19 protein-coding genes are annotated in these 16,860 nt (G+C 60.5%); 12 read left to right on the top strand and 7 right to left on the bottom strand.

Going from position 1 to position 16,860, the window contains the following annotated elements; all coding sequences use genetic code 11:
* Positions 1 to 3: 3 nt before the first annotated feature.
* On the bottom strand, positions 4 to 966 hold the full coding sequence (fmt, locus tag AAIA72_RS11910) for a methionyl-tRNA formyltransferase (RefSeq protein ID WP_369600538.1): 963 nt from the start codon (positions 964 to 966) through the stop codon (positions 4 to 6).
* Between the two features lie 19 nt (positions 967 to 985).
* Positions 986 to 1,492, bottom strand: coding sequence for a peptide deformylase (def, locus tag AAIA72_RS11915; RefSeq protein ID WP_369600539.1), 507 nt, complete (start codon positions 1,490 to 1,492; stop codon positions 986 to 988).
* 147 nt (positions 1,493 to 1,639) lie between these two features.
* Between def and AAIA72_RS11920 the strand changes: the two genes are divergently transcribed.
* The 9 genes from AAIA72_RS11920 (at position 1,640) to AAIA72_RS11960 (ending at position 9,257) form a co-directional block, all read left to right on the top strand.
* The gene (locus AAIA72_RS11920) at positions 1,640 to 2,668 is read left to right on the top strand and encodes a LysM peptidoglycan-binding domain-containing protein (RefSeq protein ID WP_369600540.1); all 1,029 of its coding nucleotides are present in this window, start codon (positions 1,640 to 1,642) and stop codon (positions 2,666 to 2,668) included.
* A gap of 53 nt (positions 2,669 to 2,721) precedes the next feature.
* Entirely contained in the window at positions 2,722 to 3,864 is a 1,143-nt protein-coding gene (dprA, locus tag AAIA72_RS11925; protein WP_369600541.1) for a DNA-processing protein DprA, read from the top strand.
* Between the two features lie 118 nt (positions 3,865 to 3,982).
* Positions 3,983 to 4,534 carry an L-threonylcarbamoyladenylate synthase gene (locus AAIA72_RS11930; RefSeq protein ID WP_369600542.1) on the top strand — a complete coding sequence of 184 codons (552 nt, stop codon included), beginning with the start codon at positions 3,983 to 3,985 and terminating at the stop codon, positions 4,532 to 4,534.
* A gap of 9 nt (positions 4,535 to 4,543) precedes the next feature.
* Positions 4,544 to 5,452, top strand: a complete 909-nt coding sequence (hemF, locus tag AAIA72_RS11935) for an oxygen-dependent coproporphyrinogen oxidase (protein ID WP_369600543.1) — start codon at positions 4,544 to 4,546, stop codon at positions 5,450 to 5,452.
* Positions 5,452 to 6,261: a shikimate dehydrogenase gene (aroE, locus tag AAIA72_RS11940; RefSeq protein ID WP_369600544.1), complete on the top strand. Its 810-nt coding sequence runs from the start codon at positions 5,452 to 5,454 to the stop codon at positions 6,259 to 6,261. The genes hemF and aroE overlap by 1 nt, the downstream gene beginning before the upstream one ends.
* A gap of 77 nt (positions 6,262 to 6,338) precedes the next feature.
* Positions 6,339 to 7,136, top strand: a complete 798-nt coding sequence (locus AAIA72_RS11945) for a motility protein A (RefSeq protein ID WP_369600545.1) — start codon at positions 6,339 to 6,341, stop codon at positions 7,134 to 7,136.
* A complete protein-coding gene (locus AAIA72_RS11950; protein ID WP_369600546.1) occupies positions 7,133 to 7,942 on the top strand; it encodes a flagellar motor protein MotB in 810 nt (269 codons plus the stop codon). Before AAIA72_RS11945 ends, AAIA72_RS11950 begins: the two co-directional genes overlap by 4 nt.
* 90 nt (positions 7,943 to 8,032) lie before the next feature.
* Complete coding sequence (locus AAIA72_RS11955) at positions 8,033 to 8,326, top strand: PA4642 family protein (protein ID WP_369600547.1); 294 nt, start codon at positions 8,033 to 8,035, stop codon at positions 8,324 to 8,326.
* A 181-nt stretch (positions 8,327 to 8,507) separates the two neighbouring features.
* Positions 8,508 to 9,257 carry a class I SAM-dependent methyltransferase gene (locus tag AAIA72_RS11960; RefSeq protein ID WP_369600548.1) on the top strand — a complete coding sequence of 250 codons (750 nt, stop codon included), beginning with the start codon at positions 8,508 to 8,510 and terminating at the stop codon, positions 9,255 to 9,257.
* Between the two features lie 62 nt (positions 9,258 to 9,319).
* Here the strand turns inward: AAIA72_RS11960 and AAIA72_RS11965 are convergent, their stop codons facing one another.
* Positions 9,320 to 9,775 (bottom strand): Hsp20/alpha crystallin family protein, encoded by a 456-nt coding sequence (locus AAIA72_RS11965; RefSeq protein WP_369600549.1) that lies wholly within the window; start codon positions 9,773 to 9,775, stop codon positions 9,320 to 9,322.
* Between the two features lie 97 nt (positions 9,776 to 9,872).
* Positions 9,873 to 10,412, bottom strand: a complete 540-nt coding sequence (locus AAIA72_RS11970) for a gamma carbonic anhydrase family protein (protein WP_369600550.1) — start codon at positions 10,410 to 10,412, stop codon at positions 9,873 to 9,875.
* An 86-nt stretch (positions 10,413 to 10,498) separates the two neighbouring features.
* Here AAIA72_RS11970 and AAIA72_RS11975 point away from each other — a divergent pair, with 86 nt between their 5' ends.
* Positions 10,499 to 12,547, top strand: a complete 2,049-nt coding sequence (locus tag AAIA72_RS11975) for a M3 family metallopeptidase (RefSeq protein WP_369600551.1) — start codon at positions 10,499 to 10,501, stop codon at positions 12,545 to 12,547.
* Positions 12,544 to 12,792: a YheV family putative metal-binding protein gene (locus tag AAIA72_RS11980; protein ID WP_369600552.1), complete on the top strand. Its 249-nt coding sequence runs from the start codon at positions 12,544 to 12,546 to the stop codon at positions 12,790 to 12,792. Before AAIA72_RS11975 ends, AAIA72_RS11980 begins: the two co-directional genes overlap by 4 nt.
* 271 nt (positions 12,793 to 13,063) lie before the next feature.
* On the opposite strand, the gene AAIA72_RS11985 is transcribed toward AAIA72_RS11980, so the two are convergent.
* Both AAIA72_RS11985 and AAIA72_RS11990 read right to left on the bottom strand, forming a co-directional pair.
* Entirely contained in the window at positions 13,064 to 13,312 is a 249-nt protein-coding gene (locus AAIA72_RS11985; protein ID WP_369600553.1) for a hypothetical protein, read from the bottom strand.
* Between the two features lie 58 nt (positions 13,313 to 13,370).
* Positions 13,371 to 15,128, bottom strand: a complete 1,758-nt coding sequence (locus AAIA72_RS11990) for a hypothetical protein (protein ID WP_369600554.1) — start codon at positions 15,126 to 15,128, stop codon at positions 13,371 to 13,373.
* 223 nt (positions 15,129 to 15,351) lie between these two features.
* Here AAIA72_RS11990 and AAIA72_RS11995 point away from each other — a divergent pair, with 223 nt between their 5' ends.
* Positions 15,352 to 15,741 (top strand): hypothetical protein, encoded by a 390-nt coding sequence (locus AAIA72_RS11995; RefSeq protein ID WP_369600555.1) that lies wholly within the window; start codon positions 15,352 to 15,354, stop codon positions 15,739 to 15,741.
* Positions 15,742 to 15,828: 87 nt separating this feature from the next.
* Here the strand turns inward: AAIA72_RS11995 and AAIA72_RS12000 are convergent, their stop codons facing one another.
* Positions 15,829 to 16,848, bottom strand: a complete 1,020-nt coding sequence (locus AAIA72_RS12000; protein WP_369600556.1) for an AraC family transcriptional regulator — start codon at positions 16,846 to 16,848, stop codon at positions 15,829 to 15,831.
* Positions 16,849 to 16,860 lie beyond the last annotated feature (12 nt).

Below are 16,860 nucleotides of genomic sequence, written 5' to 3' on the forward strand. Positions count from 1 at the left end.
GGCTCACTCCAGGCGCGTGCCCGGCTCCAGAAGGGGTTTGCCCCCGTTGATGAAATCATTCACGCTCAGGGGTTTGCCGCCGGGTAGTTGCAGGCGGGTGATGATCAGGGTACCTTCCCCGCAGGCAATGCGGATGCCGTCACGCGACTTCTCCAGTACGGTGCCCTCGGGGGCGTCTGCCGAAGCCGGCGCGGGGTGGGCCTGATGAATCCGGATGACCTCACCGCCAGCCGTGGTCCAGGCCACGGGCCAGGGGTGGTAGGCCCGCACAATCCGGTCCAGCACCTGCGCGGGGCGGGACCAGTCCAGTCTCGCATCGGGCTTGCCGATCTTGGCAGCGTAGGTGGCCTGATCGTTGTCCTGGGGGATGCCCACCGGTCGCTCACCGGCGGACAGCCGGTCGAGATAGTCACAGATCATGCGCGCACCCAGCCCGGCCAGGGTATCGTGCAGGGTGCCTCCCGTATCTGATTCGGTAATGGGAACGCTTTCCTGCATCAGCATGGCGCCGGTGTCGAGGCCTTCATCCATCTGCATGAGGGTGATGCCGGTTGCCGTATCCCCGGCCTCGATGGCCCGCTGAATGGGCGCAGCACCCCGCCAGCGGGGCAGCAGGGACGCGTGGATGTTGACGCAGCCCAGTTCGGGTATGTCGAGCACTGTGCGCGGCAGAATGAGTCCGTAGGCAGCCACGACCATGACATCAGGCCGGAACCCGGCCAGCCGGGCGACTTCGGCTTCGGAGCGGAAGTTGACAGGCTGTTCGACGGGAATGCCGGCATCCAGCGCCACCCGCTTGACAGGAGAGGGCTGGAGCTTGTGGCCACGGCCGGCCGGACGATCAGGTTGGGTGTACACCGCCACGGGCACATGGCCCCGGTTCAGCAGCGCTTGCAGCGCGGTGGCGGCAAAATCCGGTGTGCCGGCGTACACGATTCTCAACGCCGGTGACGGGTTTGTCGTCATTCACTCTCCCAGGGCCGGCTTACGCCAGGCGACGGTGCATTTTTTCCAGCTTCTTGCGAATGCGTGCCCGCTTCACGGGGCTGAGGTAGTCCACGAACAGCTTGCCATTGAGGTGATCCACCTCATGCTGGATGCATACCGCCAGCAGGCCGGTGGCTTCCAGCTCGAACGGTTCTCCGTTGCGGTCCAGTGCCCGGACACGCACATGCTCGATGCGTTCCACATCTTCATAGAACCCCGGAACGGACAGACAGCCTTCGGCCATGGGCACGGGCTCACCGTCCAGCACTTCCACCTCGGGATTGATGAAGACCATGGGTTCGTTCTTGTCTTCGGACACATCGATCACCACCACGCGTTCATGCACGTTGACCTGGGTGGCGGCCAGTCCGATCCCTGGGGCGTCGTACATGGTTTCGAGCATGTCGTCCGCCAGCTTGCGAATCCGGTCGTCCACTTTTGTGACGGGTTTCGCGACCGTACGCAGACGGGGGTCAGGAAATTCAATAATCTGGAGCTTGCTCATAACAATCTGTAGTAAAATTATGGTATGGAATCGGGAATGGCTGCTAGTATTATCTATCAGCGATCAAATGAGTACAAATTATTCCCGGCAAAAAGGCGAAACAACGGGATTTCGTCCTCGGGGCACCGGAACTCAAGGAAAATCACTATGCGGAAAGTTCTTTCCATTGCATCACTGGTACTGGGTCTGATGCTGGCCCAATGGAGCTGGGCAGAAGCTCAGTGGCGAGAGGATCACCCGGACACCTACACCGTGGTGAAGGGGGACACGCTCTGGGATATCGCTTCCCGTTTCCTCAACAACCCCTGGTACTGGCCGGAAATCTGGTATGCCAACCCGCAGATTGCCAACCCGCACCTGATCTATCCGGGTGATGTGCTGCAGCTGGTTTACATTGACGGCAAGCCCCGGGTGACGGTCGGACAGCGCGGGCCCGGTGCCAATACCATCAAGCTGTCGCCCAAGGTGCGTGCCACACCGCTGGCCAGCGCCATCCCGTCCATTCCGCTGGATGCCATTGCGCCCTTCCTGACCAACACCCGCATCGTGACCTTGGAAGAAATGCAGAAAGCGCCCTACGTGCTGCTGGGCAAGCGTGGCAACCTGGTGGTCGGGGCCGGGGACAGTGTTTATGTCCGCGGTGAGGTGAAGCCTGAGGAAGCCTACGGCATCTACCGCGAGGCGACCAAATACGTGGATCCGGATACCGGTGAGTTCCTCGGCCTGGAAGCACGCTCCCTGGCGCATGGCAAGATCACCGAAGTACGTGGCGAGATCGGTACCTACCTGGTGCAGAAGTCCAGCGCCGAGATCCTCAAGGGGGATCGCCTGCTGCACGAGGAAGACCGGGAACTGTCCACCAACTTTGTGCCCAGCGCACCGGATCAGGATATCAGGGGCAAGATGATTGCCGTGCTGGACGGGGTGTCACAGATTGGCCAGTACGATGTGGTGGTGGTGAATCTGGGACGTGACAAGGTCAAGGAAGGTAATGTGCTGGCCGTGTACAAGAAGGGTGAGCAGGTCAAGGATCCTTACACCAAGGAAATTCTGCAACTGCCCAGCGAGCGCGCCGGCCTGATGATGCTGTTCCGGGTGTTTGACAAGGTCAGCTATGGCCTGATTCTGCGCGCAGAGCGCCCGCTGGCGGTGCTGGACGAAGTCCGCAAGCCCTGATCTGATCTGAAACGGGTGCCAGGATGGCACCCTGCAATGGCAAGGGAGTCTGCATGTCTCTTCTCCCCCGTTGGCTCAATCTGAGTCAGGTGCCGGGACTGGGTGCCCGGCGCATGCGTGATCTGATACCTTATCTCCATGATCCTCTGGGCTATGCGCAGGCACGGTGCCTGTCCGGAAATGGTGCCCGCTCAGCGATGCTTGAAGCAGCCTGGACGGCCAGGGCACCGATCTCCCCGGAAGTGGAGCGGATTCTCACATGGGCGGAAGGCACGGATCGGCATATCCTGCCCCTGTGGGATGAACGCTATCCACCCTTGCTGAAGGAAATCCCGGATCCGCCGGCAGTGCTCCATGTATTGGGTGACACGAACGTATTGCGACAGCCACAGCTGGCCATGGTCGGTACCCGCAAGCCCTCCCCTGGTGCACGGCAGGGTGCGGAGGTCTTTGCCCGTGCAGCGGTGGAGCGGGGTCTGACCGTGACCAGCGGCCTGGCACTGGGTGTGGATGGCCTGGCCCATGCGGCGGCGCTGGATGCCCGGGGGCGAACCATCGCCGTGCTGGGAGGCGGTGTGAGCTGCCTCTATCCCCGGCAGCATGCCGGGTTGGCGGAGCGTATCCTTGCCGGGCAGGGGGCCGTCATCAGCGAGATGCCGCCGGACACCCCGGCGACAGCGCGCCTGTTCCCGCGACGCAACCGCATTATCAGCGGGCTTTCCCTGGCGACCCTGGTGGTGGAGGCCGGAGAGAAGAGCGGTTCCCTGATCACGGCACGTCTGGCGGCCGAGCAGGGTCGGGATGTCTGCGTGCTGCCGGGCCCCTGGCAGAGCCCGCAGGCCCGTGGCAGTAACCGCCTCATCAAGCAGGGAGCCCGCCCCGTAGACTGCCCGGAGGACCTGGACGAGGATCTGGCAGGATGGCTGAGCCTGTGGCAGTCCCTGCACCCGGAATCGCCCGCCGGGATCCATCCGGCGGAAACACGGGAACACCGGTCGGATGGCGGTGACCCGGAGTGCGCCCCGGAACCGGCCCTGCGTGCCGTGCTGGAGGCCATCGGTTATACCCCCACGCCCCTTGATGTGCTGGTACAGCGGTCCGGTCGGCCGGCGGAATGCCTGGCCGCCGATATCCTGCGCCTGGAGCTGGAAGGCTGGGTCGCCAGCGTGCCCGGCGGCGTGGTGCGCACACGCTGAGTCCCCGGGACGGGCGCTGCAGCAGGGGGAATGACCGATAAAAGCGAATTGTCATGCCAGGGGGTTTCGGCTAAGTTGGCCGCCAATTCATTCCCGAACCGAAGGACCCTGTGACCTGATGACCCGAGATGCCGACCTGAACCTGGCCGTCGAGACCATTCGTGGCGGTGGAGTCCTGGCCTACCCGACAGAAGCGGTCTGGGGGCTGGGCTGCGACCCCCTGAACGAGCAGGCTGTGCAACGTATTCTGGCACTCAAGTCACGCCCGCAGGAGAAAGGCGTCATTCTGATCAGTGGCCAGGTGGCGCATTTTGAACCCCTGCTTGCCCCCTTGCCCGAAGCCACCCGACAGACCATTCTGGACAGCTGGCCTGCAGCCGTGACCTGGATTGTGCCGGACACCACCCTGCCCGTCTGGATTCGTGGTGCCCACGCCTCCGTGGCAATCCGCGTCACCCCTCACCCGCTGGTGGCCGCACTGACGGCGCGCCTGGGACATGCCATCGTCTCCACTTCATGCAACCCCTCGGATCTGCCGGAAGCACGCACGCTGGCTCAAGCCAGGGCATATTTCGGAGACCGCGTGGATGCCTACCTGCCGGGTGAGACGCTGGGACTGGACAGGCCCAGCCGGATTATGGATAGTGTCAGCGGTCGAACCCTGCGCTAGGAACCACCTATGGATATTTCAGCTGTAGAAGCTTACCTTCGGGACCTTCAGGACCGGATTTGTGCCGGTCTGGAAGCCCTCGACGGCCATGCCACCTTCAGGGAAGATGCCTGGACTCGCGAGGAAGGCGGGGGCGGGCGGACCCGCGTCCTGACCGAGGGGGGCGTGTTCGAGAAAGCTGGCGTCAACTATTCACTGGTTCATGGCAACCGCCTCCCACCGAGTGCGACAGCCAACCGTCCGGAGATGGCCGGTGCGTCCTTCCGGGCCATGGGTGTCTCGCTGGTGATTCATCCGCGCAGTCCCTTTGTGCCCACCTCCCATGCCAATGTCCGCTTCTTCATCGCCGAGAAGCCCGGACACGAACCGGTCTGGTGGTTTGGCGGCGGTTATGACCTCACACCCTATTATCCCTTCGAGGAAGATTGCGTGCACTGGCACCGGGTGGCCGCGGCGGCCTGTGCGCCCTTCGGCGACGAGGTGTATCCCAGGTTCAAGGCCTGGTGTGACGAGTATTTCTTTCTGCGTCACCGCAATGAGCCGCGCGGGATCGGGGGGCTGTTCTTTGATGACCTGAATGAGTGGGGCTTCGAGCGCTGTTTCGAATTCATGCGTGCTGTGGGAGACAGCTATCTGGACGCCTATGGTCCCATCGTGGAACGGCGCAGGGGACTGCCCTGGACCGACAAGGAACGCCAGTTCCAGCTCTACCGGCGCGGACGCTATGCAGAGTTCAATCTGGTCTGGGATCGGGGTACCCACTTCGGCCTCCAATCCGGCGGACGGACCGAATCCATCCTCATGTCCATGCCGCCACTGGTGCGCTGGGACTACAACTGGCAACCGGAACCCGGCTCGCCCGAGGCGCGGCTGACGGACCATTTCCTCAAACCCCGCAACTGGCTGGAGCCGGACTGATGGACCGCTACGCCGTGATCGGACACCCCGTGCGGCACAGCAAGTCGCCGCGCATTCATCAGATGTTTGCCGAGCAGACGAAGCAGGCACTCACTTACACGGCCATTGAAGCGCCGCTGGACGGGTTTGCCCATACGGTGCGGACCTTTGTGGAAAACGGGGGCAAGGGGCTCAATGTCACCGTGCCCTTCAAGGAAGAAGCCTTTGCCCTGGCTCAGCAACGCACTCCCTTGGCGGAGCGCGCCGGCGCGGTCAATACCCTGTATCTGGAGGGCGAGGTGCTCTGCGGTACCACCACCGACGGGGTGGGGCTGGTGCGGGACCTGACGGATAACCTGGGCCTGACCCTGCAGGGCAAGCGCATTCTGGTGCTGGGTGCCGGCGGTGCGGTGCGTGGTGTTCTCGAGCCGCTGCTGGCCCGGCAACCGGCAGCGCTGGTGATCGCCAACCGTACGGCATCCCGGGCCGAAACGCTGGCGGAACTGTTCGCCCCGCTGGGCCCCGTTGAGGCCTGTGCGCCCGGGGCGCTGGAAGGGCCCTTTGACCTCATCATCAACGGCACGGCGGCCAGCCTTCAGGGACAGGTGCCGGATCTGCCCTCAGGTCTTGTGAGTGAGCACACACACACCTACGACATGATGTATGGCAGGGATCTGACACCTTTCAGTCGCTGGGCACTGGCGCAGGGCGCGGCGGCGGCCCACGATGGGCTGGGCATGCTGGTGGAACAGGCGGCGGAATCCTTTTTCATCTGGCGCGGCGTACGGCCGGCCACCGCACCCGTCCTGGCGGCCCTGCGCAAGGGCTGATCCCGACCGTCGCTCAAGCACGACGACAAACAGCCGCTATACTCTTCATCAGACCTTCCGGAAGAGTGAGAACGCGCATGGATGTTTTGACCTGGCTCGGGCTGCTGTCGGCGGTGGGCGTCGTGACCGCGGCCATCCTGTCCGGGTCCGGACTGGATACCTTCGTCAATCTGCCCGGTCTGGGCATTGTCGTCTTCGGCACCCTGGCGGTCACCCTGGTCAAGTTCCGGGCGGCCAATCTCGGCAGCAGTATCCGCCTCGCCTTCAGAACCGCCTTTGTGGATCGCCAGCCGGACCCCCGTGCCCTGGTGGAGGAACTGCAGGCACTGGCCAATGTGGTCCGCAAGGACGGCATGATCGGCATTGACCGCATGACCTTTCGTCAGCCTCTGGTGGAACGGGCCGCGTTGCTGGCGGCAGATGGTCATCCCCCGGAATTTGTGGAAGAAGTGCTGGCGGACGAACTGGATCAGACACTGCAGCGTCTGCAGACGGCGGAGAGCGTGTTCCGCGGCATGGGTGATTCGGCGCCGGCCCTGGGCATGCTGGGAACGCTGGTGGGCCTGGTGCAGATGCTCAACAACATGGAAGACCCGTCCTCCATCGGGCCTGCCATGGCGGTGGCGCTGCTGACCACCTTCTACGGGGCCTTCATAGCCCAGCTCATTGCCTTGCCGCTGGCCGACAAGCTGCGCCTCAAGGCGGAAGATGAAGTCCGCTCCCGCATGATTGTTTTCCGGGCCATGCAAAGCATTCTGCGCGGCCAGAACCCCCGCGTCATGCTGGATGTCCTGAAATCCTGGGTGCCGGACCTGACACTCGCCAAACCTGCGGCTGCGGGCAGCGAGGCCGGCCGGACGGAGCCCAGTCTGTGAAACGTCCGCTCAGGTCAGCCCCCGCAGCCGGTGCGCCCAACTGGATCGTCACCTTTGCCGATCTGATGACCCTGCTGCTGACCTTTTTCATCCTGCTGCTGTCCTTTTCCAACCTGGATACGGAAAAGTACAAGGCCATTGCCTACTCCATGAGTCGTGCCTTTGGCCTGAGCTGGATTGAAGCCCCGCCCGGCGGGCCCACACAGGCACCCCATGCGCCCATCGGGCCGCTGGAGTCCCCCGCTCCGGCACCGGAAGCCACCGCGCCCGGACCGGCCGGTGTGCCGGCTCCGGAACCTCCCCTGACGGAGCCCGAAGTGGATACCCGCGGACAGACACCCACGGATGCCCTGGGCGCGCTGCTCATTACCGGGCTGGAGGATGCGGTGGCCAGGGAGCAGGTTCAGGTCACCTGGGATGCGGATCAGGTCACCCTGCGATTCTCCGAGAAGGTCACTTTCCCTTCCGGTACGGCGGAGCTGATGGATGACATCAAGCCCCTGATGACCGATATCGCCGCTATTCTGAGCCGTTGTGAAGGAGAAATCCGCGTCATGGGGCATACGGATGACCGTCCGGTTCAGACCGGCGCCTATCGTTCCAACTGGGATCTGTCCGCGGCCCGGGCCGTGAGCGTGGTGCATGAACTGGTGCGCGACCGGCGCCTGGATGCCGGGCGTGTGCTGGCGGTGGGCCGGGCAGAAACGGTACCGCTGGTGCCCAACACCTCCGAAGCAAACCGTGCCCGCAACCGGCGCGTGGAAATCCAGATTCTGCACCCCCGGTGCCGCCCCGACAGCCCCTGAAGGGCATGGTCAAATTCCAAAAAGATATAAGAAACGCCGGGCTTAAAAGATAGAATGGACAGATCCCTGAATGCTCGGAGAACAGCACACATGAGTGGACCTTCACAGCCCAAGGTTGTTGGCGAAGTCTGGGAAGACGAACGCCTGCGCAGCTTTCTCGAACTCAAGCCGCTGGATGGCACCGACCCGGATTATCACGTGCTCCGGCAGGCCTATGAACACATGCCGGAGGAACCCTTTGCGCGCTTCGTGGGTTTCTTTGTGGAAGCCGGCCGCAATATCAATGCCACCGGGCCGGATGGCGAAACCCTGCTGGCCCGGATTTCCCGTCACCGCCGGTCGCAGGCCTATGCCGAGGCCCTGAAAGCAGCCGGCGCCCACTGAGCGACCTGCCAAAGGGTTATATCTGACCGCAGCCAGCGTCCAAAATATTCTGTGCAGGTTTTGAACAGGCGCTATACTTCAAGACAGCTGTACTAAAACAAGAATGGACGGGAAGCAAAAGGAGGGCGCCATGGCTGCGCAGCCCGTATTGTTGTGTCTGTATTGTCGAGAAGGAACCTGCATGCCCAACCACGCGCAGAACGCGTGGGTATGCACCCAATGTGATCATACCTATCCCTGTGTGGACGGGGTGATCGATACCCTGTACGGCGATCCGCCGCCGCGCACGCTGGCCCAATGGCTTATGGAGTCGGATTGGGTGGTGCGTCTCTATGAAAGCCGCCTCTGGCGCCGCAATCCCCTGTTTGAGTGGTATGCCGGGATTTCCTTTCAGGAGGAAGTCCGGGAAATCCTGCGGGCGGCCGACCTTCAGCCGGACAATCAGGTGTTGGATCTGGCCTGCGGCAGCGGGTTGTACAGCCGGGTACTGGCGCGACAGGTGCGGCGGGGCCGGGTTGTCGGTGTGGATATCTCCTGGCCCATGCTGCGCCATGCGGTGCGGCGTGCCGCCACGGAGAGGCTGGACAACCTGACGTTCGTGAGAGCCGATGCCCTGCGCCTGCCCTTTCCGGACAATGCCTTTGACGTGGTGAACTGCTGCGGGGCCCTGCATCTGTTCGACGATGTGGATGCGGTGCTGGCAGAAATGCAACGGGTGCTCAGGCCCGGAGGACGGATGACCGCGGCGGTGTTTCGTCAGCGCGGCGATACGCAGCTTTCGGCGCGCAGTGCTTGGCTGGGAGTGACCCGTTTTGTGCCGGACGAACTGCTGAAGATGATCGGACGGGCGGGATTTGCCGAGCGGGAAATTCATCACAACCGGGGCGGCTGGATGCTGGTGTCCTCTCAAAAGACCAGACACCCCGCCTGAGATGAAAAACCCGGCGCACGGGTGAGCGAGTGCGCCGGGTGCACGGGCGATTGGCCCGCGGATCAGTTGACCTTGACCTCAATGGCCTTGGGCTTGGCCGGTTCCACCTTGTTCAGGTGCAGGGTCAGTACACCGTCCTGGTAGTCAGCCCGGATATCTTCCTGATTGACGTTGTCCGGCAGTGTGAAGCTGCGCAGGAAGCTGCCATAGACGCGCTCGATGCGGTGACGCTTCTTGTCCTTCTCTTCCTTCTCCAGCTTCCGCTCACCCTGGATGGTGAGCACACCGTTGTCCACGGTGACCTTGATGTCGTCCTTCTTCACACCGGGGAGCTCGGCACGGATCAGGAAAGCCTCATCCGTCTCCTCGATGTCCACGGCCGGACGCCAGTCAATCTGTTTCAGTTCCTGATTATCGGACTGAGCGGGCAGTGCAGCAACCCCCTCATTGAACATCCGGTTGTAACGATCCAGAATCTGCTCGAATTCAGCAAACGGATTCCAGCGTGTCAGTGCCATAGTCAGCCCTCCTCTGTTCACACAATGGTTCAAAGCCTGTACTGCATGTCGATCAGAGAGCGCTCTCGTTTCTGTTACCCAATATGGGATTGACCGGTCATTTTTCAAGCGATTCCAGATAGGAATTTTTCAATGCCACATAGTTGGCGGCCGTATAGGTGAAGTAGGCCTTTTCCTTGTCCGTGAGCGGGCGGGCCTGGCGGGCCGGATTGCCAATGTACAGATAGCCGCTTTCAAGCCGTTTGCCCGGTGGAACCAGTGCACCGGCACCGATGATGACCTCATCCTCCACCACTGCACCATCCAGCACGATGGCGCCAATGCCCACCAGAATCCGGCTGCCCAGGGTGCAGCCATGCAGCGTGGCCTGATGGCCGACGGTCACATCGTCGCCCAGGGTCAGCGGATAACCGTCCGGGTTGAAGGGACCGGCGTGAGTAATGTGCAGGACGGCATTGTCCTGAATGCTGCAGCGTGCGCCGATGCGGATACGGTGCATGTCCCCGCGGATGACCGCCTGAGGCCAGACCGAGCAGTCGTCACCCAGCACCACATCGCCGATGACGGTGGACTGGGGATCGATGTACACCCGCTTGCCGGTAACGGGCTGCTTGCCTTGGTAACTGCGCAGTGTCATGTGGACTCCTTGTAATCAGGGGCGCTTGCCCGGGATGAGATGTATCCTTACCCTATACGGAACTTTTTGCAACGCAGAAGCGAGCCATGACACATCCATTGCTGCAAGCACGACCCTTTCCCCCGTTCAGCGAAGTCCATCCGGAACAGGTGCCCGAAGCCCTCGGTACACTTCTGGCCGAAGGCCGTGAACTGATTGAACGCCTGTCCGGTACACGACCTGCCACCTGGTCAGAACTGGGCCAGGTGATCGAAGATTTTGCCGACCGGATGAACCGTTTCTGGTCCCCCGTCAGTCACCTGAATGCGGTGATGAATTCCGCCGGGCTGCGGGAGGCCTATAACGCCTGCGTGGGCGAGCTGTCGCGTTTCAGCACCGAGATGGGCCAGAACCGCGGGCTCTACGAAGCCTGGAAGACCCTGCACGACAGCCCTGCTTTCAGTCAGCTCGGTCCCGACTACCAGCAGACCATCCGCAATGCCCTGCGTGATTTCCATCTGGCCGGTGTGGATCTGCCCGAGGCGGAAAAGGCCGAGTTTGCCCGTCTTTCCGAAAAGCTGGCGCAACTCACCAGCCGCTTCAGTGACAACGTGCTGGACGCCACCCAGGCCTGGACGCGCCATGTGGAAGATGAACAGGCACTCAGCGGACTGCCCGAATCCGCCCTCACCGGAGCGCGCGAAGCGGCCCGTGCCAAAGGGCTGGATGGCTGGCTGCTGACGCTGGAATTCCCCTGCTATTACGCCGTGATGACCTACTGCGACAACCGGGCACTGCGCCGGGACATGTATGAAGCCTACGTGACCCGCGCTTCCGACCTCGGCCCCCATGCCGGCAAGTGGGACAACACGCCCCTCATTCACGAGATCATGCAGGCCCGGCAGGCCCGCGCCCGCCTGCTGGGCTTTGCCAACCATGCGGAATACTCCCTGGCCACCAAGATGGCGAAAACACCGGAAGAAGTGCTGGCCTTCCTCAACGAGCTGGCGGAAAAGTCCGTGCCGGTGGCCCGGCGCGAGTTTGCCGAGCTGGAAGCCTTTGTGGCAGAGTCGGGCGGCCCGGAGGACGGCTTGCAGCCCTGGGATGTGAGCTACTACAGCGAGAAGCTGCGGCAGCAACGTTACGACCTGTCCCAGGAAGCCCTGCGCCCCTGGTTCCCCGTGGACCGGGTAGTGGACGGCATGTTCCGGGTGGCCGGCCGGTTGTTCGACATCCAGGTGGCGCCCGCTCCATGCCCGGACAGCTACCATCCGGATGTCCGCTTCTACGAGATTCGTCGCGGTGAGCAAGTGCTTGCCTACCTGTACATGGACCTGTTCGCGCGCAGCAACAAGCGTGGCGGAGCCTGGATGAGTGACTACGCCAGTCGCCGGCGGCGTGCCGATGGCAGTTACGATACGCCGGTGGCCTTCATTACCAGCAACTTCACGCCGCCTTCGGACAACCGGCCTGCCCTGCTGACGCACAACGAAGTCACCACCCTGTTCCACGAGTTCGGACATGCCCTGCACCACATGCTGTCCCGGGTGGACAGCTATGAAGTCTCCGGCATCAATGGCGTGCCCTGGGATGCGGTGGAACTGCCCAGTCAGTTCATGGAAAACTGGTGCTGGGAAGCGGAGGCTCTGGCGTATGTAAGCGCTCACTATGAGACAGGCGAGCCCCTGCCGGAGGACATGCTCAACAAGCTGCTGGCAGCGCGCAACTTCCAGTCCGGCATGATGATGGTGCGTCAGCTCGAGTTTGCCCTGTTCGACTTCCGCCTGCACGTGGAGTATGACGGACCGGATTATGACGTGCGGGCTCTGATGGAAGATGTGCGTCGTCAGGTCTGCGTGGTGCCGGTCGCGCCCTTCAACCGGTTCGAAAACAGCTTCAGCCATATCTTTGCCGGTGGCTATGCGGCAGGCTACTACAGCTACAAGTGGGCGGAAGTGCTCTCGGCCGATGCCTTCTCGCGCTTCGAGGAGGAAGGCATCTTCTCCGAGGCGGCCGGACGCGATTTCCGTCGCTTCATTCTGGAGAAGGGTGGCAGCGCCGACCCCATGGACCTCTTTGTGGCCTTCCGCGGCCGCAAGCCCAGCGTGGCACCCCTGCTCCGCCACAGCGGCATTCTCACGGAGACGCAATCATGAGCACGCCACGTAAACGTCGTTTCATCGCCGGGGCCGTGTGTCCCCGGTGCGGTGTCATGGATCGTATCGTGGTGGACGAGAAGGAAGGCAAGCCCGTGCGCGAGTGCATCGCCTGCGGGTTCTTCGAAAAGATGCCCGAAGAGGCGGAAGTCGCCGCACCGGAAACCCGCGTCACCCGTCCCGTCCCGAAGCCTGCGCCGGACGTGCAGCCGATCCGTTTTTTTCCGAGAAAACCGAAAACCTGATAGCCACTGACAAGACATTCAGGGATGAGATATGAGCCGCAAGATCGACTATTATCCCTGCAAACAGTAATCGCTGACCTGGTACCGGGGTGTTCTGGCCGGGGTTGTCTCCGTCAATAAATAGTCGGTTTGTGATGGAGAGACCTGCTGCCCGGGCCACCCGGCGAGCCGCTGCTGCGCTACCGGGACTGGCGACCGTGCCCGCGGATACTGGAAGACAAGAAGGTCGGTTATGTCCGAAAGGGCAACCAGTGACCCTTCGCCATGAAGATCACCAGCCGCACCCGGCCAGACAATATACGTCATTGGCGTACAGCGGATTGTTATAATAATTGTGGAAGCCAGCGTATTCACCCGTCGCATCAAAGAACTGATGTGCGATGATGAATACAGGGCGTTGCAGGAAGCTTTGGTGAATCGGCCTGATATGGGGGCCGTCATCCAGGGTGCTGTCGGTCTGCGAAAGGCTTACTGAAAGCCCGAGGACAAGGGCGAAAAATCTGGTGACCTGGAAACCCATGCTCAGCCCTTGATGCGACCTCATCCGGCATCAAGGGCTGTGAGCTTTGCTCCTTGGTCTAAAGTGGTAGCCTATTGAAAACACCTATCCATGTTGAGTCAACATAATGATAAGTGGAAATGCTGTTGACTGTGCCATCGGCGTCTGAGTCGCGGCTTTGGGATATCAGATTGCCATTGGCATCATAGGTGTAGGTGGTAATATCATCAGGCGTGCCATCGGCATTGGAGTCACGGCTTTGGGACAACTTGTTGCCATTGGCGTCATAGGTATAGGTGGTAATATCATCAGGTGTACCGTCGGCATCTGAGTCTTGACTCAGTGACAACCTGTTGCCATCGGCATCATAGGTATAGTGGCTAATGGAATCAGGCGTGCCATCTCCATCTGAGTCAATACTCTGTGACAGCATATTACCATCAGCATCGTAGCTGTAGGTGGTAATATAATCAGGCGCGCCATCGCCATTGTCATCACTAGTCTTGGACAGGATATTACCATGGGTATCATAGGTGTAGGTGGTAATATAATCGGGTGTACCATTGCCATCGGAATCACGACTTTCCGAAAGCTGGTTGCCACCGGCATCATAGGTGTAGGTGGTAATATTATCAGGCGTGCCATCGGCATTGGTATCAGAACTCCTGGTCACCAGATTGCCATTGGTATCATAGGTATAGTTGGTGATTTCATCGGGCATGCCATCACCATCGGAATCACGACGCACGGATAACTTGTTGCCACTGCCATCATAGGTATAGTTGGAAATGCTATCGGCCGTACCGTCGCCATCGACGTCACGACTTTGGGACAACCTGTTGCCATTGGCATCGTAGGTGTAAGTGATTATGTCATCGGCTATGCCATCACCATCGGCATCACGACTTCGGGACAACTCGTTGCCATTGGCATCATAGGTATAGGTGGTTATGTCATCGGCTGTGCCATCGCCATCGGAGTCATGACTTTGGGACAACCTGTTGCCATTGGCATCATAGGAAAAGATGTAGATACTATCAGGTGTGCCATCGGCATCGTAGTCATGACTTTGGGACAACCTGTTGCCATTGGCATCATAGGTATAGGTGGTAACTGCCTCGGGCGTACCATCACCATTGGAGTCATAGACTTCTTTGCTCAGTACCGAAAAATCAGCATCGATGCCTTGAGATTTGTAAAAATGACTCCAGACGAGTCCGTAATTTCTCGCTGCGGCGGTCGTGATCAGACCGCTGGCGGCCGCCTGGTGCAGTACCTTCCTCAGGCCATTGGGGTGACGGGAGAAGACTAACATATCTTCTGTAAAATCAATTTTGGCATTATTGATCAAGTCAGTAACGTCTTTAGGGATGGTGATGCCATTGTCGGGATTGGCATCACTGTCAAGACTTTGCAATAGCACCAGAATATTGGTCAATGAATTGAATGCGGTTCGTTCCGCATTATTTTTGCCGAAGAATAGCTGCTCCACTTCGCTGTACGTGGTGGGAAGTTTGCTGTTTGGCACCAGGTCCTGTGGTGTCATTTTGGTTTTCGCGGATACTGGCGTGCCAATGACCAGGTTGCCAATATAAAAGGTAATGGTCTCACCCGGTTTGTACTTAAAGGTGCCTGCCGCATCCGTTGTGCCTGATTGCGTTGCGGTCTTGTAACTCAAACCGGCAACAGGGCTGTCTGATAAAGTACCGGTCAAAACAGGGGATGATGAGCTATCGTCACCTCCGCCCCCGCCTCCTCCACAAGCGGACAGGATCAATATACTGCCGAGGTTTAACGTTAAAAAAGCGGATTTGATGGTTTTTGTTGTATTGATCATGGGTGCCTCCTGGCCATTTGAACTCTCTATAACAAGGTTGATGTTAACTCACTACTTGCTCGAATTCGACACTTCCCGTGCCATAATTGCCTTCGTCAGAGCTGGCTAGCTATCTGATTTTTGCGCTTATAGCAAAATTGTCTGAAAACGTGTGCAGGCGCACGTAATATGCATGGCGTTGATAACTCACAATGGAACTCATCAGGGAGGATGTATGTTGTATATGAGTCTTGCAGTGCTGTATCTGCCTTATGCGTTGCTCCTTAATGGTGGTCTGGCGCTTCTCATCCGTTTGGGAGGCTTGTGCCGGAATGAGGGACGCAAGCTGGCATCACGATGTCTTGTCTTGTCAGTCGCTGAAGCAATGCTGTTTCCTGCCGGCTTGCTGGTCGTGGAGTGGATTCCGCGGACCAAAATCAGCGATTTGGCGCTATGGTCCTGGGCGGGTATTGCATTGATTGGAATCACCGCCTCACTGGTGAGAAAGTTGCCGCCCGTGTCCGATTGCCATATCAGCTGGCCGCTGGCGTTGACCTGTGCCGTCCTTGCAGAGTTGCCACATGCGTATATTGCATTGTATGTCTACGCATATAGCACGGCCCGGTTTGTCTGATCGGCTGAGCGATGTATCCCGCCACTGCAGGCCTGGTCTTTTCAGTGGCTGATAATCATCCTGTCTCCCTCGTGCCATATCCGGCGCTCACCCCCGCCGCATTTCGGTGGGCGAAACCCCCTTCCGTTTCCGGAAGGCCCTGGCAAAGCTGCTTTCGTTGGTGAAACCGGAAAGGCGGGCGATCTGGTTCACCGGTCGCTGGCTGTTGAGCAGCAGAAACTCGGCGTGGTCGATACGGGCTTCCTGGCTCAGTTGCCGGAAGGTCACGCCTTCCTGTCTCAGCCGCCGGCCCAGAGTACGGCTGGACATCCGGAACACCCGCGCCACCTCTTCCACATTGACGTTGCGCCGCTGGCGCAGTGACTGCACCAGATAATTGCGGATGGCCTGGCTGAATCCCCCGGGTTTTTTCAGGGCTTCGGCCTGCTTTTCCAGCTGTTGCCGGAACTGCTCCAGCGTGGTCTGACTTGAGGTGGCGAGCTGCTCATGCAGCAGCCGGGCGGGCAGGATGATCTGATTGGCGGGCTGTCCGAAGCGCACCTTGTCGGGTGCAAACAGGGCCTCCCAGGTGTCTGTGTCAAAGGCTGTGTCGTGCTGCAGATGAATTTCCAGCGGCCCGATGGCGGGCATGACGAAACGGCAGATGCGGGCCACGGCTCCGAGCACGGTCTCCGTCAGATCCTCTGACACCTCGCCAAAGTCGGCCTGAAGGCTGAACAGCAGGTGTACCTGATCCCCCAGTCGCCCCCGTCTGACCTCGTAGGCAGGCAGGATCACGGGGTAGAAGCGCAGGGCTGCATCCAGGGCCGCTTCCATGCTGGGGGAGGCCATGATGACCATGCCCAGTGTGCCCAGTGCGGTAATGGGCACATGATGCAGAAGCTGGGCGGAGAGGGGGCGTGCCGGGTCGGCCTGTTCACGGCAGACCCGGAGCATGGCCCGGAGCTGGGCACCGGTAAGAATGGCATCCGGTGCACTGAGGGCTTCGGGGTCCAGCCCGCAGGCGCTCAGCGTGGCCTTCACGTCACATTCCCGCTGCTGCAGAAAGCGTGTGAACACTTCCAGAAATTGTCCGGGAAAGTGCAATGCCTCCAGTGGCTGGCCCATATCTCTCCTGAA

The organism is Thermohahella caldifontis (genome assembly GCF_041153465.1).
Taxonomy (GTDB): domain Bacteria; phylum Pseudomonadota; class Gammaproteobacteria; order Pseudomonadales; family Oleiphilaceae; genus Thermohahella; species Thermohahella caldifontis.